The 21,054-nt window shown below is 73.0% G+C and carries 14 protein-coding genes; 6 read left to right on the forward strand and 8 right to left on the reverse strand.

All coding sequences use genetic code 11. The features are described from left to right. The first annotated feature begins 70 nt into the window (after window positions 1-70). Window positions 71-1,783 (forward strand): serine/threonine-protein kinase, encoded by a 1,713-nt coding sequence (locus ACWDY5_RS34295; protein WP_449726293.1) that lies wholly within the window; start codon window positions 71-73, stop codon window positions 1,781-1,783. On the opposite strand, the gene ACWDY5_RS34300 is transcribed toward ACWDY5_RS34295, so the two are convergent. Continuing rightward, window positions 1,780-2,682: a LysR family transcriptional regulator gene (locus tag ACWDY5_RS34300; protein WP_449726294.1), complete on the reverse strand. Its 903-nt coding sequence runs from the start codon at window positions 2,680-2,682 to the stop codon at window positions 1,780-1,782. The two genes, ACWDY5_RS34295 and ACWDY5_RS34300, sit on opposite strands and share 4 nt — an antisense overlap. Before the next feature lie 83 nt (window positions 2,683-2,765). On the opposite strand from ACWDY5_RS34300, the gene ACWDY5_RS34305 reads away from it, so the two are divergent. After that, on the forward strand, window positions 2,766-3,695 hold the full coding sequence (locus ACWDY5_RS34305; protein ID WP_449726295.1) for a DMT family transporter: 930 nt from the start codon (window positions 2,766-2,768) through the stop codon (window positions 3,693-3,695). 84 nt (window positions 3,696-3,779) lie between these two features. Here ACWDY5_RS34305 and ACWDY5_RS34310 read toward each other — a convergent pair whose 3' ends face one another. Together ACWDY5_RS34310 and ACWDY5_RS34315 are read right to left on the reverse strand one after the other, a co-directional pair. Continuing rightward, on the reverse strand, window positions 3,780-4,472 hold the full coding sequence (locus ACWDY5_RS34310; RefSeq protein WP_252480644.1) for a response regulator: 693 nt from the start codon (window positions 4,470-4,472) through the stop codon (window positions 3,780-3,782). After that, a complete protein-coding gene (locus ACWDY5_RS34315; protein ID WP_449726296.1) occupies window positions 4,469-5,800 on the reverse strand; it encodes an ATP-binding protein in 1,332 nt (443 codons plus the stop codon). Before ACWDY5_RS34315 ends, ACWDY5_RS34310 begins: the two co-directional genes overlap by 4 nt. Window positions 5,801-5,943: 143 nt before the next feature. Between ACWDY5_RS34315 and ACWDY5_RS34320 the strand changes: the two genes are divergently transcribed. From ACWDY5_RS34320 to ACWDY5_RS34330, 3 genes are all read left to right on the forward strand, one after another. Continuing rightward, the gene (locus ACWDY5_RS34320) at window positions 5,944-7,425 is read left to right on the forward strand and encodes a PspC domain-containing protein (protein ID WP_449726297.1); all 1,482 of its coding nucleotides are present in this window, start codon (window positions 5,944-5,946) and stop codon (window positions 7,423-7,425) included. Then, window positions 7,415-7,618 (forward strand): hypothetical protein, encoded by a 204-nt coding sequence (locus tag ACWDY5_RS34325; RefSeq protein ID WP_252480642.1) that lies wholly within the window; start codon window positions 7,415-7,417, stop codon window positions 7,616-7,618. Before ACWDY5_RS34320 ends, ACWDY5_RS34325 begins: the two co-directional genes overlap by 11 nt. Window positions 7,619-7,742: 124 nt before the next feature. After that, the gene (locus tag ACWDY5_RS34330) at window positions 7,743-8,783 is read left to right on the forward strand and encodes a LacI family DNA-binding transcriptional regulator (RefSeq protein ID WP_449726298.1); all 1,041 of its coding nucleotides are present in this window, start codon (window positions 7,743-7,745) and stop codon (window positions 8,781-8,783) included. 7 nt (window positions 8,784-8,790) lie between these two features. On the opposite strand, the gene guaA is transcribed toward ACWDY5_RS34330, so the two are convergent. Further along, entirely contained in the window at window positions 8,791-10,365 is a 1,575-nt protein-coding gene (gene guaA / locus ACWDY5_RS34335) for a glutamine-hydrolyzing GMP synthase (RefSeq protein ID WP_449726299.1), read from the reverse strand. Window positions 10,366-10,512: 147 nt separating this feature from the next. Here guaA and ACWDY5_RS34340 point away from each other — a divergent pair, with 147 nt between their 5' ends. Then, window positions 10,513-11,970, forward strand: a complete 1,458-nt coding sequence (locus ACWDY5_RS34340) for an aldehyde dehydrogenase family protein (RefSeq protein ID WP_449726300.1) — start codon at window positions 10,513-10,515, stop codon at window positions 11,968-11,970. Here ACWDY5_RS34340 and ACWDY5_RS34345 read toward each other — a convergent pair. The 4 genes from ACWDY5_RS34345 to ACWDY5_RS34360 form a co-directional block, all read right to left on the reverse strand. Beyond that, the gene (locus tag ACWDY5_RS34345; protein WP_449726301.1) at window positions 11,960-13,426 is read right to left on the reverse strand and encodes an FAD-binding oxidoreductase; all 1,467 of its coding nucleotides are present in this window, start codon (window positions 13,424-13,426) and stop codon (window positions 11,960-11,962) included. The two genes, ACWDY5_RS34340 and ACWDY5_RS34345, sit on opposite strands and share 11 nt — an antisense overlap. 64 nt (window positions 13,427-13,490) lie before the next feature. Next, entirely contained in the window at window positions 13,491-15,035 is a 1,545-nt protein-coding gene (locus ACWDY5_RS34350) for an FAD-dependent monooxygenase (RefSeq protein ID WP_449726302.1), read from the reverse strand. Between the two features lie 163 nt (window positions 15,036-15,198). Next, complete coding sequence (locus tag ACWDY5_RS34355) at window positions 15,199-16,866, reverse strand: FAD-dependent oxidoreductase (RefSeq protein ID WP_449726303.1); 1,668 nt, start codon at window positions 16,864-16,866, stop codon at window positions 15,199-15,201. Window positions 16,867-16,898: 32 nt separating this feature from the next. Then, entirely contained in the window at window positions 16,899-21,053 is a 4,155-nt protein-coding gene (locus ACWDY5_RS34360; RefSeq protein WP_449726304.1) for a hypothetical protein, read from the reverse strand. Between the last annotated feature and the right edge of the window lies 1 nt (window position 21,054).

Genomic DNA, 21,054 nt, shown 5'->3' on the forward strand with positions numbered 1-21,054 from the left:
CAACCCATCCGGGTGATACCCCTAACCTAGGAGGCGTGACCGACACCGGGACCCGGGCTACGGAGGAGCGTTGAGCGACGAAGGCCGCCTGGTCTCCGGGCGCTACCGACTCACCAGGCGGATCGGCGCCGGTGCGATGGGCGTGGTCTGGCAGGCCAAGGACGAACGTCTCCAGCGGGTCGTGGCGGTCAAGCAGCTGCTGCTCCAGCCCAACCTGGAGCACTCCGAGGCCGAGGAGGCCAAGCAGCGGGCGATGCGCGAGGGCCGGATCGCGGCCCGGTTGCAGCACCCCAACGCGATCGGCGTGTTCGATGTGGCCGAGGACGACGGCGCGCCCTGGCTGGTGATGGAGTACCTGGCCTCGCGCAGCCTGGCCGCCGTGGTCAGCGACGAGGGCCCGCTGCCGCCGCGCGAGGTGGCCAGGATCGGCGCGCAGGTCGCGCTGGCCCTCGGCGCCGCGCACCAGGCCGGGATCGTGCACCGGGACGTCAAGCCGGGCAACATCCTGATCGCCGACGACGGCACGGTGAAGATCACCGACTTCGGTATCTCCCGGGCGAAGGGCGACGTCACGGTCACCCGCACCGGGATGCTCGCCGGCACCCCCGCCTACCTGGCGCCGGAGGTGGCCAAGGGCTACGAGCCGGGCGCGCCCTCGGACGTGTTCTCCCTCGGCTCCACGCTGTACGCGGTGGTGGAGGGCGAGCCGCCGTTCGGGCTCAACGAGAACACCCTCGCGCTGCTGCACGCGGTGGCCGCGGGCGTGGTCCGCCCGCCGCAGATGGCCGGTCCGCTCACCCCGGTGCTGATGCACCTGCTCCGGCCGCAGCCGAACGACCGCCCCACGATGACGCAGGCGAGCGAAGCCCTCTCCGCGGTGGCCGCGGGGCGGCAGAGCGCGCTCAGCACGCCTCCTGGCGGCTGGGCCACCGTGGTCACGCCAACCACCCAGCTGCCCAACGGGCCGTCCGCGCCGACCCAGTCGATGCCGCCCGCGCTCCAGTCGCCCCGGCTGCACCAGGGCTCCGGCCCGCACCACCAGCCGAAGCAGCCGATGACCAGGCTGGACGCCCGCCCGCTCTCCGACGCGCCGATGACCAGGGTGGGCCCGCCGACCCCGCCGCCGCGCCCGCACCCGGCCACCGGCACCGGCGGTCGGCCGATGGCCGCGCCGAAGACCGCGCCCCCGCCGCCGGAACGCTCCAAGCGCACCACGATCCTGCTGGCCGCCGCGGCCGTGGTGGTCGCGGCGCTGATCGGCGTGCTGATCGCGGACTGGGTCTCCAGCAACACCTCGGGCAACGCCAACCCGAACACCGGGGTGCCCCAGCCGGCGCCGACCACCGCCTCCAGTGCGAAGAAGCCGCCGCCGACGAAGAAGACCACCACCGAGCCGACCTCCAGCAGCAGCACCACCAGCACCAGCCCGACCACCACCTCGGCCACGCCGACGCTGACGCCTGAGGACATGGTCCAGGAGGCCAAGCGCTACTACGCGCTGCTGCCGGACCAGCCCGAACAGGCCTACCAGCGGCTGGGCCAGGCGATGCAGCAGAAGACGCCGTTCGCCTCCTACAAGAAGTTCTGGGAGGGCTTCAAGGACGTGGAGGTCGGCGAGGTCGCCGCGCAGGGCAAGGACAAGGTGCGGATCAAGCTGACCTACGTCAAGAAGAAGGAGGGTGAGGAGGACCAGTCCGAGGTCCGGCTGCTCACCCTCTCCCCCAACCCCGACACCGGCACGCCGCAGATCAGCGGGGACGCCAGGGTCGGCGGCGCGAACTAGCTCGCCACCGCCGCGGCCGACTGGAGCGCGGTGAGCAGGGCGCGCAGCACCGGCCGGTCCGCGTCGGCCTCGCGCACCGCGGCGAAGATCCGCCGCACCGGCTCGGGGTTGCGCACCTTGCGCACCACCACGCCGGGGTGCACCGCGCCGAGGCCCAGCTTGGGCACCAGGGTCAGGCCGAGACCAGCCGCGGCGAAGCCCTGGGCGGTGGGGAAGTCGTCGGACTCGACCACGAAGCAGGGGCTGAACCCGGCGCTGGCGCAGGCCTCCAGCACCGCCTTCCGGCAGGGTCCGCTGGTGGTCATGCTGTCCACCAGGGGCTCGCCGCCCAGGTCGGCGAGGTCGATGACCCGTTTCGCGGTGAGCCGGTGGCCCTTGGGCAGCACCAGCCGGTAGGGGTCGTCGAACAGGTGGGTGAGCCGGATGTCCGGCAGCGGCGGCTCGTCGTCGAAGACCACCACCACGGCCAGGTCGGCGCGGCCGGTGAGCACCTCCTCCAGCGGGCTCTCCGGGTCCTTGAGGGTCAGGTCCAGCCGGACCGTGGGGTGCGCGCGGCGGAAGGTGGCCACCGCAGGCGGCACCAGCGCGGCGCCGGCGGTGGCGAAGAAGCTGACGCCGAGGCGGCCGGTGCGACCCTCGCGCAGGTCGGCCAGCGAGCGCTCGGCCTCGGCCAGCTGGGCGGTGATCACCCCGGCGTGCTCGGCGAGCAACCTGCCCGCCTCGGTCGGGCGCACACCGCGGCCGGACTTCTCCAGCAGCGGCAGCCCGGCCTCGCGTTCCAGCGCGGTGATCTGCTGGCTGATCGCCGAGGGCGTGTAGCCCAGGTTGGTGGCCGCGGCGGTGACCGAGCCACTGGTCACCACGGCCCGGAGGACACGCATGCGGCGCACGTCGAGCATGCCGCTGACTGTACAGATTCGCTAAAGAGTCGTGTAGAAGTATTCACTTGTGCTGACAGGTTGCGGAGCGCACCGTTGTTGACGTGACATCTAAGGGCAATCTGGTGCGGTTGGGCCTGCTGGCCCTGTTCTGGGGCTCCAGCTTCCTCTGGATCAAGTTCGCGCTGACCGGGTTCTCCCCGGTGCAGATCGTGCTGGTCCGGGTGGCGCTGGGGGCGCTGGTGCTGCTCGCGGTGGTGCGGGTGCAGCGGCTGCGACTGCCGAGCGGCCGCCGCCTGTGGGGCCACCTGACCGTGGCCGCCTTCTTCAGCAACGTGCTGCCGTTCACCCTGTTCGGCATTGGCGAGCTGACCGTGGACTCGGGCATGGCGGGCGTGCTCAACGCCACCGTGCCGCTGTGGACCCTGCTGCTCGGCCTGGTGGTCGGGCAGGAGCGGAAACTGGGCATGGTGCGCGCGGTCGGGCTGACCCTCGGCTTCGCCGGCACGCTGGTGATCTTCGCGCCGTGGCAGGGCGCGGCCTCGGAGCTGGGCGGGGCGCTGGCGATCACCGGCGCGGCGGTCAGCTACGGCGTCGGCGCGCTGTACATGAGCCGGTTCCTGGCCGGCGCCGGGCTCGCGCCGGTGGTGGTCTCGGCCGGGCAGATGCTCGCCGCGACCGGCCTGATCACGCTGGCGGTGCCCTTCGCCGGGCTGCAGCCGGTGCACCTGACGCTGACCTCGGTGGCCTCGGTGGTCGTGCTCGGCATCTTCGGCACCGGGATCGCGTTCATCTTCTTCTACCGGCTCATCGCGGACGAGGGCGCGACCAGCGCCACCACGGTGACCTACCTGATGCCGCTGGTGTCGGTGCTGCTCGGCGCGCTCGTGCTGAACGAGGAGATCGGCGTGCGGGTGGTGCTCGGCATGGTCATCGTGCTGGCCGGGGTCGTGCTGACCCGGCACCAGCCCAAGACGGCCGCCGCCGCACCGGAACCACTGCCGGTGCGCGCGGCGGCCTCCGCCGGCGAATGAGAGTGGTCCGGCTCGGCCCTTCACCAGGTCTCGGCCGCACCACGACGCGACCGATACCAGGCAAAGGGCCGAGCCGGACCACTCTTAGACCAGCCTGCGGTCGGAAGCCCAGCGGGACAGCTCGTAGCGGTTGGACAGCTGGGTCTTCCGCAGCACGCTGGAGACGTGCGTCTCGACGGTCTTGATCGAGATGAACAGCTCGGAGGCGATCTCCTTGTAGGCGTAGCCGCGGGCCAGCAGGCGCAGCACGTCCCGCTCGCGCGGGGTGAGCAGGTCCAGCTCGGGGTCGCGGATCGGGGCCGCGCCCGGCCGGTCGGCGAAGGCGTCCAGCACGAAGCCGGCCAGCCGCGGCGAGAACACCGCGTCGCCCTCGCGGACCCGGCAGACCGCGTCCACCAGCTCGTGGCCGGAGATGGTCTTGGTGACGTAGCCTCGCGCGCCGTTGCGGATCACCGCGATGACGTCCTCGGCCGCGTCGGAGACGCTCAGCGCCAGGAACACCACGTCCGGGAAGGCCTTGCGGGCGCGGCGCAGCACCTCGTTGCCGCCGCCGTCGGGCATGTGCACGTCCAGCAGCACCACGTCCGGGCGGAAGTGCCCGATGCCGGCCACCGCCTCGCCGACCGAGCCTGCCTCACCGACCACCTCGACCTCGGCGTGCGCCTCCAGCTCGGCGCGCACCCCGGCGCGGAAGAGCGCGTGGTCGTCGACCAGGAAGACCCTGACCGGGCCGCGTGGCTCCGCGGGTGTCTCGGCGTTCTCGACCTCTTCGCTCACGTCCGTGCCTCCTTGCTCGCCCTGGGCATCTCGAGCTGGATCTCGGTGCCCTCGCCAGGCGCGGTGCGCACCCGCACCTTGCCCCCATTGCGCTCCATCCTGCCGTGGATCGAGTCGGCGAGCCCGTGCCGGTCCGCTGGAACCTGTTCCGGGTCGAATCCGGCGCCCCGGTCCCGCACGAAGACGTAGACCACCTCGGGCTCGACCTCGGCGTACACGCTGACCTCGCCGACCCCGGCGTGCTTGGCCGCGTTGACCGCGGCCTCGCGGGCGGCCTGCACCAGCGCGGCCATCCGGTCGTCCAGCGGGCAGTCCCCGACCACGACCTGCTGCACCCGGATGGCGAAGGTGTCCTCCACCTGCCCGCAGGCGATGCCCACCGCGTCGGCCAGGCTCTCCCCGGACACGCCGTGCGCGGGCTCCTCGGCCTCCGCGGCGGCCGCGCCGCGGCCGTAGCCGGCCGGGCCGTACAACCAGCTGCGCAGCTGGCGTTCCTGGCCGCGGGCCAGGCGGCTGACCTCGCGCGGGTTGTCCGCCTGCTTGAGGATCAGGGCCAGGGTCTGTAGAACCGAGTCGTGCAGGTGCGCGGCGATCTCGGCCCGCTCCTCGGTGCGGATGCGCGCGCGGCGCTCCTCGTTGAGGTCGCGGACCAGGCGCAGCCACCAGGGCACGGTGAGCACGCCGACGCCGAGCAGGGTGACCACCACGGCCATCACGGCCAGCTGGGCCTGGTTCAGATCCACGCTGCTGACCAGGTAGAACACCACGCCCGCGGTGGCCACCAGGATGCCGGCGACCACCCGGAGCATGGCCATCCGGCCGCCGCGGCCGAGCATCCCGGACTTGGCCGAGTCCCGCCAGCGGCGGCGCTGCGCCTCGTCGGCCTCCCGCCAGACCAGGGCCGCGCCGGCCAGCGCCACGCCCAGTGGGCCGACCACCCAGCCGCTGATCGCGCCGCTCCACATGCTCAGCGCGAGCGCCATGGCCACGCCGATGGCGAGCACGCCGATGGCCTGCTGCCGCTGCACCGGGCTCTCGGCCTGCGGTTCGGCCCCGGTGCGCTGCGGCACCAGCAGCCAGAGCAGGCCGTAGGCGAGCACTCCGGCGCCGGCGAAGGCGACCAGCACGGTGAAGGCGACCCGCACCCACAGCACGTTCACCTTGAGGTGCTCGGCCAGTCCGCCGGCCACCCCGGCCAGGATGCGGCCGCTGCGGCGGCGGTACATGCGCAGGGGGAGCGCCACGGTGGCCGACTCGCCCACGGTCGCGGGGGGCTGGCCGATGCCGCCGCGCTCGGTGCTGCCGGTCGTGGCCTGGGAGTTCACCATGGCATGGTCACATGTGGATGTGCGGGCCCGCATCGGGGCGCAACCCGGAGACCCCGCCTCGGGGTGGGGTCGGGGGGCTTCCCTGATGTGGGCGGGTGCGGGCGTGGCCCAAGCTGGTCACCGTGAGCGGGACGGACGGAAACATGCGCGTCGAGGAGACGCTGCGCGACCTGTGGTCGTCGCGGCCACGGCGGCCCAGGGAAGATCGCAAGATCGCCGGGGTGGCCGCCGCGATCGGCAACCGCTATGCGATCGATCCGGTCGTGATCCGGGTCGCGCTCGTGGTGACGGCGGTCTACGGCGGCATCGGAATGATCATCTATCTGCTGGGCTGGCTGATCCTGCCCGGCCCTGACGACCGGGTGTCGCCGCTGGAGGCGTTGCTCGGCAGGGGCCACAGCGCCACACCCAAGCCGCTGACCCTGTTGCTGATCTTCGGGATGCTGCCCGCCTTCGGCTGGGCGGCCACCACGTTCATCGGCGGCATCTTCGCCATGGTGCTGATCGTGGCGCTGGCGTTCTTCCTGCACCGCAGCCGGGGCAACAGCCCGGTCGCGCCGCCCTCCTTCCCGATGCCGGAGACCACCATGACGCCCGGTACCCCGGTGACCCCGGTGCCGCCGGACCAGCCGACGATGGACCTGCGGACCCCGCAGCCTCCCCCGGCCCCCGAGCAGCACACGGCCAACCTGGGCATCCGCCCTGAGCAGGTGACCAGCCAGGTCGAGCCGCCTGCCGCGACCGGCACCACCCAGGTCCTCGGCGCTGAGGCCCCCGAGCCCAGCACCGAGACCACCGAGACCACCAGCGCGCACGCGGCGGAGGCCCCGGCGCCGCCGGTGGCCCCGGTGTCCCAGCCGCTGCCCACGCCGAGCTTCCCGCCGGTGACCTACCCCGCGACCGGCACCCCGCCGCAGTGGGACCCGCTGGGCGCCGCGCCCTTCGCCTGGGACCTGCCGGAACCGCGCCGCACCGCCGAGGTGGAGGCCGAGCCGGAGCCCAAGCGCAAGACCAGGGTCACCGGGGTGACGCTGGCGCTGGCCTTCATCGTGGGCAGCGTGACCGGCATCCTGGCCGGGCTGGTGCCCTGGTTCACCGCCCCGCACGTGCTGGGCATGGTGGTCGCGGTGCTGGCCATCGGCACCCTGGTCGGGGCCTTCCGCGGCGGCGGCAGGCTGCTGGTGGTGCTGGGCTTCCCGGTGGCGATCGTGGCGATCGGGCTGACCGCCTCGCAGTACTGGACGCACACCTTCGGCAACCAGCACCACCGGATCACCTCGGTGGCGAACCTGGAGCCGACCTACCGGGTCGGCGCCGGGTCGATCGAGCTGGACCTGACCCAACTGGACCTGACCAAGCCGGACCCGGTCAAGCCGGACCGCTCGGCAGGCACCAGCGTCGTGATCGGCACCGGGACGATCGGGGTGCTGGTGTCCAAGGACGTGGACGTCGACCTGTACTGCCGCGCGGCGGTGGGCACCGTGCAGTGCCTGGACAACCACCGCAACGGTGGCGGCGAGGTCAAGTTGGACGACAACGGGGCGGACGGTCCCGGTGGCGGCAAGTTGCGCCTGCGCGTGGAAGTGCAGGGGCCGGGAGCTGTGGAGGTGCACCGTGTCGGCTGAGCAGCAGACCGAGCGCAAGCCGAAGGCAAGCCTGTTCATGGTGTTGTTCGGGGTGTGCGGACTGGGCGTGGCCGCCTTCGCGCTCACCGACGGGGTCATCTGGCAGGTGGTGGACGTGCGCTGGGCGATCGCGGCGATCGCCCTGTTCATCGGCCTGGTCCTGCTCGGCAACTCCCTGCGCCCGCGCCGGTAGGTGACCGGCCGGAAATGAAATCGATACTGAATTCACGTTTGCCGCGTTTGCGTCGCCCAGGTGGTTTCTCGACACCGGGGCGGCGCATTCGGCTTTTGTGATCCTTATCTGTATTAATAGCGGGGTGAAGACGCCGCCAGCCCTCGCGCACGGACTCGGCCGCCCGACCCTGGAGGACGTGGCCGCGGTGGCGGGCGTGTCCCGCGCGACCGTGTCCCGGGTGATCAACGACTCGCCCAGGGTCAGCCCGGAGGCGCGCGAGGCCGTGCACAACGCGGTCCGCCAGCTGGGCTACGTGCCGAACAAGGCGGCCAGGACGCTGGTCACCCGGCGCACCGAGGCGATCGCGCTGGTGCTCTCCGAGGCGGAGAACAAGGTCTTCGACGACCCGCACTTCTCCACCGTGGTCCGCACCGCGACCGAGGAACTGTCCACAATGGACACCCAGATGGTGCTGATGCTGACCCAGGACGAGACCACGCACGCCAGAGTGCTGCGCTTCCTGGGCGCCGGGCACGTGGACGGCGCGCTGCTGCTGGCCCCGCACAAGCGGGACCCGCTGCCGGAGGCGGTGGCCGGCCTGCCCATCCCGGTGGTCTTCGGCGGCAAGCTGTGGATGCCGGAGGACGGCCTGCACCTGGTGGACAACGACAACGTGGGCGGCGCGCGGATGGCCACCGAGCACCTGCTCGGCCTCGGCCGCCGCACGGTGGCCACCATCACCGGTCCCTCGGATGAGAAGGCCGCGCTGGACCGGCTGACCGGCTGGCAGCAGGCGATGGGCGTGAGCCAGGAGCGGGCCGACCGGCTGACCGCCTGCGGCGAGTTCACCCGTCAGGGCGGCGAGCAGGCCATGCGGGACCTGCTGGCACGGCTGCCGGAGCTGGACGCGGTGTTCGCGGCGAACGACCTGATGGCCGACGGCGCGCTGCGGGTGCTGCGCGCGGCCGGCAAGCGGGTGCCGGAGGACATCGCGGTGATCGGCTTCGACGACCAGCCCGCGGTGGCCCCGCTGTCCGATCCGCCGCTGACCACCATCCGGCAGCACCCGGCCGAGCAGATGCGCCGGATGGTGCGGACGCTGCTCCGGCTGGTCGCGGGCGAGGAGGTCACGCCCGGCCGGGAGGTCCTCCCGACCGAGCTGATCCGCCGCGCCTCGGCCTAGGCCTGGCTCACTCCCACTCGATGGTGCCCGGGGGCTTGCTGGTCACGTCCAGGACGACCCGGTTGACGTCGTTGACCTCGTTGGTGATCCGGGTGGAGATGCGCTCCAGCACGTCGTAGGGCAGCCGGGTCCAGTCCGCGGTCATCGCGTCCTCGCTGGAGACCGGGCGCAGCACCACCGGGTGGCCGTAGGTGCGGCCGTCGCCCTGCACGCCCACCGAGCGGACGTCGGCCAGCAGCACCACCGGGCACTGCCAGATGGTGCGGTCCAGGCCGGCCGCGGTCAGCTCCTCGCGGGCGATGGCGTCGGCCGAGCGCAGGATGGCCAGGCGGTCCGCGGTGACCTCGCCGATGATCCGGATGCCCAGGCCGGGGCCGGGGAAGGGCTGGCGGTGCACGATGGTCTCCGGCAGGCCCAGTTCCAGGCCGACCCGGCGGACCTCGTCCTTGAACAGCGCGCGCAGCGGCTCGACCAGCGTGAACTGCAGGTCCTCCGGCAGGCCGCCGACGTTGTGGTGGCTCTTGATGTTGGCCGCGCCGGTGCCGCCGCCGGACTCCACCACGTCCGGGTAGAGGGTGCCCTGGACCAGGAAGTCGTAGTGCTCGCCCTGCGCGCCCGCCTCGGCCTGCAGGTCACTGGCGGCCTGCTCGAAGACCCGGATGAACTCGCGGCCGATGATCTTGCGCTTCTCCTCCGGGTCGGTGACCCCGGCCAGCGCGGTGAGGAACCGCTCCTGGGCGTCCACGGTGACCAGGCGGACGCCGGTGGCGGCCACGTAGTCCCGCTCGACCTGGGCCCGCTCGCCCGCGCGCAGCAAGCCGTGGTCGACGAACACGCAGGTCAGCCGGTCGCCAATGGCCCGGTGCACCAGGGCCGCGGCCACCGCGGAGTCCACCCCGCCGGAGAGGCCGCAGATGGCCTTGCCCTCGCCAACCTGGGCGCGGATCAGCTCGACCTGCTCGTCCACGATGGACGAGGTCGTCCACTGTGGACGAACACCGGCGATCTCGTGCAGGAAGCGGCGCAGCACCTCCTGGCCGTGCGGGGAGTGCAGCACCTCCGGGTGGTACTGCACGCCCGCGAAACGCCGCTCGACGCTCTCGAACGCGGCCACCGGGGCGCCGGAGCTGGTGGCGGTGACGGTGAAGCCCTCGGGGGCCTTGGTCACGCAGTCGCCGTGGCTCATCCACACCGGGTGGTGGCCGGGCAGGGCCTCGTGCAGCACCCCGCCGTTCTCGGCGATGGCCAGCTCGGTGCGGCCGTACTCCCTGGTGCCGGTGTGCTCGGTGGCCCCGCCCAGCGCGACCGCCATGGCCTGGAAGCCGTAGCAGATGCCGAACACCGGGACGCCTGCCTCGAACAGCTTCGGGTCGACCTGCGGCGCGCCGTCCTCGTACACGCTGGACGGTCCGCCGGAGAGCACGATCGCGGCCGGGTCCCGCTTGAGCAGCTCCTCGACCGGTTCGGTGGAGGGCACGACCTCGGAGTACACCTGGGTCTCGCGGACGCGGCGGGCGATCAGCTGGGCGTACTGGGCGCCGAAGTCGACGACGAGCACGGGGCGGTCGGTGTTACTGGCCACCGTGGCGAACCTCCAGGTCAGGACCGGGAACGAGAACCCGATTCTCCCAGCCGCGCGGCCACGGGAACGCCCGGGGGTGGCCAGGGACCCGGTGCGACGCCGGGATCACCCTGTGCTGATGCCGGGGTCAGGCTTACGGTGATTGCCATGACCGACCTGGAGCCCCCGAAGCCCCGACCGTCCTTCATCGCCGGATCGCCCGAGCCGGGTGTCAGCGAGCTGGTCGTGCGCCACCCCTTCGACGGCAGCGAGGTCGCCACCGTCGGTGTGCCAGGACCGGAGCAGGTCGAGCGCGCCGTGGCCGCGGCCGCCGCGGTGTTCACCGAGTTCCGCTCCTCCCCCGCGCACCTGCGGGCCAATGCGCTGGCGCACGTGTCAAAGCGGCTGGCCGAGCGGACCGAGGAGATCGCCGAGATCATCACCGCCGAGAACGGCAAGCCGCTGAAGTGGGCCGTCGGCGAGGTGGGCCGCGCGGTGCACACCTTCCGGCTGGCCGCGGAGGAGGCGCGCCGGTTCACCGGCGAGCTGACCAGGCTGGACACCGACCCCTCGGCCGAGGGCAGGGTGGCGCTGATCAAGCGCGTCCCGCGCGGCCCGGTGCTGGGCATCTCGCCGTTCAACTTTCCGCTGAACCTGGTGGCGCACAAGGTGGCCCCGGCGCTGGCGGTGGGCGCGCCGATCATCATCAAGCCCGCGCCGCGCACCCCGCTGACCGCGCTGATCCTGGGCGAGATCCTGGCCGAGACCGACCTGCCCAAGGGCGCGTTCTCGGTGCTGCCGGTGGGCAACGAGGAGACCGCGGCGCTGGTGCGGGACGAGCGGCTGCCGGTGGTCAGCTTCACCGGGTCGGGGCCGGTGGGCTTCTCGATCATGGACTCGGCGCCGCGCAAGCACGTGGTGCTGGAGCTGGGCGGCAACGCGGCCGCGGTGGTCTGCGGCGACTGGAGCTCGGACGCCGACCTGGACTTCGCGGCCAAGCGGATCGCGCTGTTCAGCAACTACCAGGCCGGGCAGTCCTGCATCGCGGTGCAGCGGGTGCTGGTGGACCGCGCGGTGTACGAGGACTTCCTGCCCAGGCTGGTCAGCGCGGTGGGCGCGCTGCGCACCGGCAGCCCGCACGACCCGGAGGTGGAGGTCGGCCCGCTGGTCGACGAGGCCGCGGCCAAGCGGGTGGAGCAGTGGATCTCCGAGGCGACCGAGGCCGGGGCGAAGGTGCTGGCCGGGGGCACCAGGGAGGGCTCCACGGTGGCGCCGACCGTGCTCACCGAGGTGCCCAAGGACGCCAAGGTGTGGTGCGAGGAGGTCTTCGGGCCGGTGCTCGCGGTGGCCGCGGTGGACGGCGTGGACGAGGCCTTCGCCGAGGTCAACGACTCCGCCTTCGGCTTGCAGGCCGGGGTGTTCACCCACGACATCCAGACCGCGTTCCGGGCCGGCACCGAGCTGGAGGTGGGCGGCGTGATCATCGGCGATGTGCCGTCCTACCGCGCGGACCAGCTGCCCTACGGCGGGGTCAAGGGCTCTGGGGTCGGGCGCGAGGGCGTGCGCACCACGATGAACGACTTCACCGAGGAGCGGGTGGTGGTGCTGACCGGCGTCAGCTGGTGAGCCCCTGGGCGAAGCGGAACACCCCGTCCGGGTCGTAGCGGCTGGCGACCGCGCGCAGCCGGTCCAGGTTCGGGCCGTAGTAGGCCCGCGCCCAGTCCTTCTGCGCGGCGTCCAGGTAGTTCACGTAGCTGCCCTTGCCGACCAGGCCGGTCAGCGCGTCCTGCACCTCGGTGACCGCGGCGAGCTGCCTGGCGTGCTCGGCCCGTTCGGCCGGGGCGTAGATCTGCACGCTGGCCAGTGCCTTGCGGTGCGGGAAGGCGGTGTCGGCCACGCCGATCTCGCCGACCGCGCCGCCGAGGCCGTCGAAGAGCAGGTCCATCTTGCGGCCCTGGACCTGGCTAACCACCCGGTCCAGGCCGGTGATCTTGTGCTCCATGATCCGGGAGGCGGCGGCGAAGCCCTCGCGCTTGCCGCCGCCGTTGCCGGCGAAGTGCCGCATCGCGTCCAGGTAGCCCTTGGGCTGCGCCATGCGCTGGGTCGGCCGCGCGTTCGCGGCGCTGACCAGCTGGTCCAGCAGCGGGTTCAACCCGCCCGCGCCGCCGACGTAGCACCCGGCGACCATGGCGGCCGGTGGCGTGCCGCCGAGCAGGTGGCAGATCGACCACAGCTCCGGCGGGGCCGAGCCGATCCAGTCCTGCCACGCGCCGAGCACCGAGGCCGCGGAGCCGGCCGGGAAGCGCAGGGAGAACACGGTCAGGCCCGGCGCGGGCACGGTGCCGAACTCGAACTGGGTGACCAGCGCGAAGTTGCCGCCGCCCCCGCCGCGCAGGGCCCAGAACAGCTCCTGCTCGGAGTCGGCCGAGGCGGTGCGCAGCGAGCCGTCGGCCAGCACCACCTGGGCGGCCCGCAGGTGGTCGCAGGTGAGGCCGAACTTGCGGGTCAGCACGCCGATCCCGCCGCCGAGGGTGAGTCCGGCGATGCCGACCGAGGGACAGGACCCGGCGGGCAGCGCGCGCCCGGCGCGGGCCAGTCCGGCGTAGACGTCGGCGAGCTTGGCGCCCGCGCCGATCACCGCGGTGCCGTCGGGCTGCACCCGCACGGCGCGCATCGGGGACACGTCGACCACCAGGCCGCCCGCCGGGGCGCTGAAGCCCGCGTAGCCGTGCCCGCCGCTGCGCGCGGCCACCGCGATCTTGGACCTGCGCGCCACCTCAAGGCATTCCTGCACCTGCTCCGGGATCTCGCAGCGGGCCAGCGCGGCCGGTGGCGGCAGCTGGAGCGCGGAGTTGAACGGGGACCAGGCGGCGGTGAAGTCCTTGTCCGGCGGCAGCAGCACCGGGACCTTGGTGCGCAGCGCGGCCCAGTCCGGCGGCGGGGGCGGGCCCGAGGTGCCCGGCGGGGTGGTGGTGGCGCTGGTGGTGCCGCTGGGCGGGGCTTCCGCACCGCCGCCGCACGCGCCGGTGGCCAGTGCCGCGGCGCCGGCCCCGGCCAGCCGCAGGAATCCTCGTCGATCCATCGGTCACCTCCTGTGCCCGTACAGGAGACGCCTTATCGCCTGCGTCCGTTGGCTGTAACGCCGGTCACCACCCGGTCGCGCGACGCAGCGCGCTGACCAGTCCCGCGCCCAGGTCCCCGGCGCGCAGCACCGCGGCCAGGTGGCCGTCCGGGCGGACCAGCGCGGCCGAGCCGGGCGGCATCCGTAGCGCCTCGGCCAGCGCGCCGCCGTCGGCGGCCTCCTCCAGCGGCTGCACGTGCACCGGCGGGCCCTTCGGCAGACGTGGCCGGGAGGCCACGGTGAGCAGGTGGAACTCCGGGCCGAAGTGCGGGCGCAGCCTGCCGTGCCCGGCCAGCGACGTGTCCGGGCACAGCACGCCGGGCAGCGGCGGCCTTGGCACGCCAGGGTCGCGTGGGAAGGCGGCGATCTCGGTGGGCTGGGCGGGCGTGGTCAGCGGGGAGTCCAGGTAGTAGAACGGCTCGGCCAGCTTGCCGGAGTCGATCTTGGCGCGGGCGGCCGGCTCGCGCACGCTGCGCTCCAGCACGTCCCGGCGGTAGGCCTGCTCGGCTCCGGTGCGCGGCACCAGGAAGCGCATGGTCTCGCCGGTGACGCGCAGGTTCTCCCTGGCCGCGGCCCGGCGTTCGGCGTCGTAGGAGTGCAGCAGCAGCGGGCCGCCCCAGCCCGCCCGGTCGAAGGCGATCTTCCAGGCCGCGTTCTCCGCGTCCGCGATACCGGAGTTGAGGCCGCGCGCGCCGAACGGGCTCATCACGTGCGCGGCGTCCCCGGCCAGCAGCACCCGGCCGATCCGCATCGCGGGCACGCAGCGCTGGTGGAAGCGGTAGACCGAGGCCCACTCCAGCTCGTAGTCGGCCTCGCCGACCACCGAGCGGACCAGGGTGTCCAGGCCGCCGTTGCTCCTGGCCTCGGTCAGGTCGAAGTCGTCCGGCACCTGCCAGTCGATCCGCCAGCGGCCCTGCGGCTGCGGATGCACCAGCACCTGGCGGCCGGGGTTGGCGGGTGGGTCGAAGTAGAAGCGGCGCTCGGCGGCGTGGCCCAGCGGGGCGCGGATGTCCGCGATGAGGAACTTGTCCCGGAAGCTGTAGCCCTGGAACGGCAGGTCCAGCAGCTGGCGGACCAGCGAGCGCGGGCCGTCGGCGGCCAGGCAATGGCTGCCCCGGAAGGTCCGCTCGCCGTCGGGGGTGCTCACCACCACCTCGACGCCCTCGCGGTCCTGGCTCAGCCCGACCACCTTGTGGCCCAGGTGCACGGTGACCAGCGGCTCGGCCGCGACCCGCTCGTCCAGCAGCCGTTCCAGGTCGGTCTGCGGCAGGTTCACGAACGGCGGGAAGCCCTGCCGGTGCGGCAGCCGGACGGTGAGCACCTCGTGCTCGCGGTAGTAGGTGCGCCCGGTGTGCCAGGTGACCCCGGCCGCGGCCACCCGCTCGCCGAGGCCGACCCGCTCCAGGATGTCCAGCACGTCGCCCTGCACGCAGATGGACCGGCTGCCGATGGTGGCCCGTTCCGCCGCCGCCTCCAGCACCACGCTGGGCACCCCGGCCCTGGCCAGCAGCAGCGCGCCCATCAGTCCGACCGGGCCGCCGCCGACCACGAGCACACACTCCGCACTCATGCCCGCTCCCCAACGTCCTCTATCGGCTGATCCATCCCCACACTGTGCCAGCGGTCACACTCGCGGGGAACATTCCGTGATGGATCAGCTACCTGCCGTACCCCATCGGCCGAGATCGTCACCATTCCGCCCACTGAGCGTGATCTCAGTGGGCGGCCGGGGGTCAGCTCACGATGGGCAGGCGGAGTGCGCCGGGAGCGGCGGCGGGCACGGCGGGGCTGACCGGGAGGACGGGGTTGAGGCGCTGGTACGGGGCGCCTTGGGCGGGCCGGGGGTCGGCCTCGCCCTTGTTGGGCCACAGCGAGAGGGCGCGCTCGGCCTGGGCGGTGATGGTCAGCGAGGGGTTCACGCCCAGGTTCGCCGAGATGGCCGAGCCGTCCACGATGGACAACCCGGGGTAGCCGTGCACCCGGTGGTAGGGGTCGATCACGCCGTGCTCGGCGTCCAGGCCGATCGGGCAGCCGCCGAGGAAGTGCGCGGTCATCGGGATGTTGAACATCTCGCTGATCGCGCCGCCGGGGATGCCGTCGATCTTGTCAGCGGCCAGTTCGGCGGCCTTGACCCCGGCCGGGATGGAGTTCGGGTTGGGCGCGCCGTGACCCTGCTTGGAGCTGAGCTTGCGGCGGCCCAGCCAGCCGCGCTTGGTGAAGGTGGTGATCGAGTTGTCCAGGCTCTGCATCACCAGCAGGATCACCGTGCGCTCGCTCCACCTGCGCACCGAGAGGTTCCGCAGGGTGAGCAGCGGGTGCCGCAGCATGGTGGCCACCGCGGGCGCCTGGAGCAGGCCCATCGCGTTGCTGCCCTTGCCGTAGCGGACCGGCTCGATGTGGGTGTCCTCGTCGGGGTGGAACGAGGAGGTGATGGCCACGCCCTTGGTGAAGTCCCGGTCCGGGTCCACCTTGGTGGCCTTCGCGCCCAGGATGGCCTCGGAGTTGGTGCGGGTGAGCTGGCCCAGCCTCGGTGAGAGCGCGGGCAGCGAACCGTTGTCCCGCAGCTTGTGCAGCAGGTTCTGGGTGCCCCAGGTGCCCGCCGCGAGCACCACCTGGCCCGCGGTGAAGGTGCGGCGACCCTTGCGCAGCCAGGAGCCGGTGCGCTCGGTGGCCACCGCCCAGCCGCCGTCGCCACGCCTGCGCAGGCCGGTGACCGTGGTCAGCGGGAAGACCTCCGCGCCCTTGCGCTCCGCCAGGTAGAGGTAGTTCTTCATCAGCGTGTTCTTCGCGCCGACCCGGCAGCCGGTCATGCAGGAGCCGCACTCGGTGCAGCCGGTGCGCTCCGGCCCGGCGCCGCCGAAGTAGGGGTCCGCGGCGCGCTGGCCCGGCTGGTCGAAGAACACGCCGACCGGGGTGGTGTGGAAGGTCCCGGCCACGCCCATGTCCTCGGCCACGTCCTTGATCACCTCGTCCGAGGGCGTGGTGCTCGGGTTGGGCACCACACCGAGCATCCGGGTGGCCTGCTCGTAGTAGGGCGCGAGCTCGGCCTCCCAGTCGGTGATGTGCGCCCACTGCTGGTCCCGGTAGAACGGCTTGAGCGGCCGGTACAGCGTGTTGGCGTAGTTCAGCGACCCGCCGCCGACCCCCGCACCCGCCAGGATCAGCACGTTGCGCAGCAGGTGGATCCGCTGCACGCCGAAGCAGCCGAACTTCGGCGCCCAGAGGAACCGGCGCAGGTCCCAGGAGGTCTTGGCGAACTCCTCGTCGGCGAAGCGGCGCCCGGCCTCCAGCACCGCCACCCGGTAGCCCTTCTCCACCAGCCGCAGCGCGGCCACGCTGCCACCGAAGCCGGAACCGATCACCAGGACGTCGTAGTCGTTGTTACTGGCGAGTTGGGTCATGTACCCAAAGTAGAGAGCACCCGTCCTCGCCGCTAGAGGGTGTTACCGCCAGTAACGATAAAGTCCGGGAAGTCCAGCACGAGCCGCCCGATCCTGGCCTCCAGGGGCACCCGGTCGGCGTGCACCAGGCGGTAGCCCACCGGTGTCGGCGTGCCCCCGACCGGGATGGTCTCCTCGGCCGCGCCGGGATCGGCCTGGTGGCGCTCGTGCTCCTCCAGGACCAGCCGGTAGTCGCGGGTGATCGAGACCTCCACCGGGGGCAGCCCGCCGGTCCAGGCGAACCCGGCCCCGTCGGCCACGCAGGTCAGCTCGCCGGTGGCCACCTGGCGCCAGTCGAACTCCTCCTCGGTGCTCCGCTTGACCTGCACGCTCACCCGGACCCGGCGGCTGGCCGCCGCGGCGGCGAGCCCGGTGCCCGCCTTGGCCCCGAGCGCGTCCGCGGTGGCCGCGCCGCGCAGGGTCAGCCGGATACCGTCGGCCGTCTCCTCGGCCAGCAGGGTGCGGGAGGGGATGAGCTGGGTGAACTCGGCGAGCACGATCGAGGACAGCTCGAGCCCGGTCACCGAGTGCGGCTGGTAGCGGGCCAGAGCCAGGCGCAGCAGCGGGAAGTAGGCGGTGGGCACGCCGGGGTCCAGGTCCACGTCGGCGAACCACAGGCCCTTGTCCGGGTCGAACTCCGGCTGCACCGCGACCACGTCCACTGTGGCCGGTCCGCCGGCCAGGGTCTCGGCCATGGCCAGCCCGGTGGCGGTGGCGGCCGGGTTGGTGATCCGGTCCGCGGCCAGCGGCGGCAGCTGGGTGCGCTCCGCCCACACCGGGTCCACGCCCCAGTCGCTGCGCAGGTTCGGCGGCAGCTGCCGTTGCGGGTCGAGCACCACGGCGAGCAGCTCGTCATCGCCGGAGGAGAACCAGGGGCGTTCCAGGTAGATCCGCACCCCGGCACAGCGCCGGATGCTGGTGCGGCGGCGGTTCTCCTCGTCGCTGACCGTCTCCCAGCGGAAGGCAGGCACCAGGTAGGCCGGTCGCGGCGGCAGCGGCCTGCGGCTGCTCGGCACCGGCCACGGCTTGCCGTCCGGCGCCTCGCACACCGGGCCAACGCTGGTGATCCGGTCCAGGTCGGCGGTGATGGACGGGTGGAAGTACTCGCGGAAGCGGGTGGTGCCGACCGGGACGTAGCCGACGTTGCGGTGCCGGGTGTCGCCGAACTCGTGCTTGAGCTTGCCCGCGCCGAAGGCCAGGTTGTCCTCGATCTCGCGCAGCTCCAGCCCGCCCAGCCGGGTGCGCGCGCTGACCCGCCGGGGCGCGTCCTCGGCCGGGTCGTCCAGCCACTCCTGCCAGGTCGCGTCCACGTCCACCCGGCCGGTGCTGGGCGCGTCGGCGACGAGCACGCCGTGCACCTCGGTGAAGGTGGACCCGGCCGCGCGCGGGAAGGACAGGTCGTGCAGCACCGGGCGGGCGATCGGCCGTTCCACCGCGTGCACCAGGGTCAGGTCGACCCACGGGGTGAGCATCCAGTTCTCCCCGTTGACGGTGGCCCTGGTGAGCAGCTCCCGCTCGGCTGGGGTGAACCGCTGCCACTCCTCGGACTCGGTGAGCAGCCGCCAGCCGTGCAGCAGCTCCAGATCGGCTGGGCCCAGCGCGCAGCTGAGGCGGATGGTGCGCACCTCACCCTTGAGCAGCTGCACGGTCAGGGTCCGGCCGGCCGCGCTGAACCTCGGCTCGCCGTCACCCTCCTCCAGCACCAGCCGGATCGGCCCGGCGTCCGGCCATTCGCGGTGCAGGATGCCGTAGAAGGAGTGCACCTCGTCGGCGCCCTCCGGGTCCTCGGCAGGCAGCCCGCGCAGGGACAGGCCGCGGGCCAGCGGGTCCGGCAGGTAGGGCAGCAGCAGGTCGTCGCCGGTGTGCACGACGAACTCGCCCTCCTTGAGCTCGCCGCCCTTGCGCAGGGTGCGCAGGTCGGTGACCGGGCCCGGGGCCTTGCTGTTGTGCGTGGCGACCTTGATCCGGTTCCGCAGGTCCACGGTGAGCTCCGGGTTGTCCGCCCGGCGCACCACCACGTCGGTGAAGCTGCCCGCCTCCCGCGAAGCGGCCAGCAGGAACCGCCTGCGCTGCTCGGCGGAGGGGCTGCCGCCCAGCACGTCGTCGTACTTCCCGTGCTGCTCGGCCAGTTGCAGGGCAGCCTTGGGCGGGGCCAGGTGCCGCTCGTCGGTGTCCCGGTACCGGCGGCTCAGGCCGTCCGCGGGCAGCGGGTCGTCGTTGTGGTCGGGCACGTCCCGGTTGTCCAGCGCCCAGAAGGTGGCGGAGACCTCGCGGCCGTCCTCGTCCACGGTGCTGCGGATGACCAGGCGCTCGTTCGACTCGCCCTCGTTGAAGGCGTGCCTGGGCACCACCACCGGATGCGGCACCGGTTCCCAGCGCCGGTAGGTGATCGGGTCCGACTCGATGTCCACAGTGGACTGATCGGTCAGCTCGGGGCTGTTGCCGGCCAGGTCGACCAGCCGGGCGCGCAGCCGGTAGGTCTGGCCGAAGCGCAGCTTGGGCAGGCTGCCCGGCACCGGGGTGAAACTGGTGTCCAGCGGGAACTTCTCGTCCACCGGCCGCTCCGGCACCACCACCGTGCCGTCCTCGGCGATGGTCCGGCCGGGGCGCGGCGCGGACAGGCTCCAGCCGTCCCAGCCGAAGAGCGCCTCGTGGGTGAAGGCCCTGGTGTCAGCCGGCGCGGACTTGGTGGTGGCGCTGGTCTTCACCTGGCCCTCGTCCTCGGCCACGCCGGTGATCGGAATGGCCGGGCCGGTGGCCGGGCGCAGCGCGTAGCTGCCGCGGCGGCGGCACAGCGAATACCAGGCGGTGACCGGCGCGGTTGGCGACTCGGCCAGGCCGACGTCGACCCGGTAGCCGCGCACCAGCGCCTCGGCCGAGACGGTGGGCGCCTCGGCCGCGTTGGTCCTGGCGGTGTTGCCCGCCAACTGGTCGGCGAACCAGGCGTCCCGGTCGGCGGCCAGCAGGGTGATCCCGGCGTTGCGCAGCGCGGGCAGGCCGGTGCCCATCCGGTTGCCTGCCTGGGCCCTGATCCGCTCCACGGCCGCGCTGAAGTCGGCGATCCGGATCGCGGCGGAGTCCAGGTCCAGGTCGGTGACCGCCCAGCTCTGCTCCTGACTGAGGTCCAGGTAGCGGTCCTGGTAGCGGCTCTGGTCCTGGGTCGCCGCCTCGAACCGCTGTCCCGGCAGGTGCCGCAGCCGGGTCAGCGGCAGCAGGTCGGCCTGCTTGAGCGAGGCGGGCGCGCCGGGTCCTGGGTCGACCGAGACGGTGGCCCCGGCCTCCGGCAGCCCGGCGGGCAGGGTCAGCAGCAGGTCGACCACCAGGCCGAACCGGCGTTGCAGGGCCGGGTAGTCACCGAGCAGGCCGCACACGCCGGCCACGGTGAGCTTGGGCTTCTCCGGCGCGGCCGGCGGCACGGGCTCGTCGTCGGTGCGGAAGGAGTCGCGCCGGTAGTACTGGAAGGACTCGGCGAAGGTCAGCTTGGCGCCGTAGCGGTCGTCGCGGTGGATGTGCCGGGGCCGGTCCTGCGCGGCGATGCCGCCGCCCTGCGGCTCCAGCAACCGGTTCAGCGACTGGAAGGCCGCCGCCGGGTCCTCGGTGAACGCGCTGGCCGCGGCGAAGGTGTTGTCGGTGCGCAGGTTGCGCAGGGAGGGGAAGGCGAAGCCGAGCTGGCTCTCCGGCGGCGGGTCGCCGCAGCCGCGGATCACCTCCCTGGTGTCCTCGGCGTTGAGCCTGCCCTCGGCGACCAGCCCGGCCATCCGCTGGTAGAAGCCGGTGACCTGCTCCCGCACCTTGGTGCCGGGGAAGGAGCGCAGCTCGGTGATCGTCCCGTTCGCTGCTCTGTCCACAATGGACTGACACGGGCTGCCGGGCGGGAACAGGGCCTGCCACAGCGCGGAGTCCGGTCCGGCGTAACGGTTCTCCACCTCGGCCGCGACCCGGTGGGTCTGCCCTGCCCAGCTGAACACCAGGCCCAGCTGGGAGATCAGCGCGCCCAGGGTCCGCGGCCAGTCCAGGAACGGGCCCTCGCCGAGGGTGGCGGCCTCGATCCGCGGGCTGACCAGCACGGACAGCCTGGCCCTGCCGTCCGGGTGGAAGCCGTTGGGCAGCGCCGTCCACACGGCCTTGTGGGTGGCGGGAGCGGTCATC

It is taken from the genome of Crossiella sp. NPDC003009, from assembly GCF_053591555.1.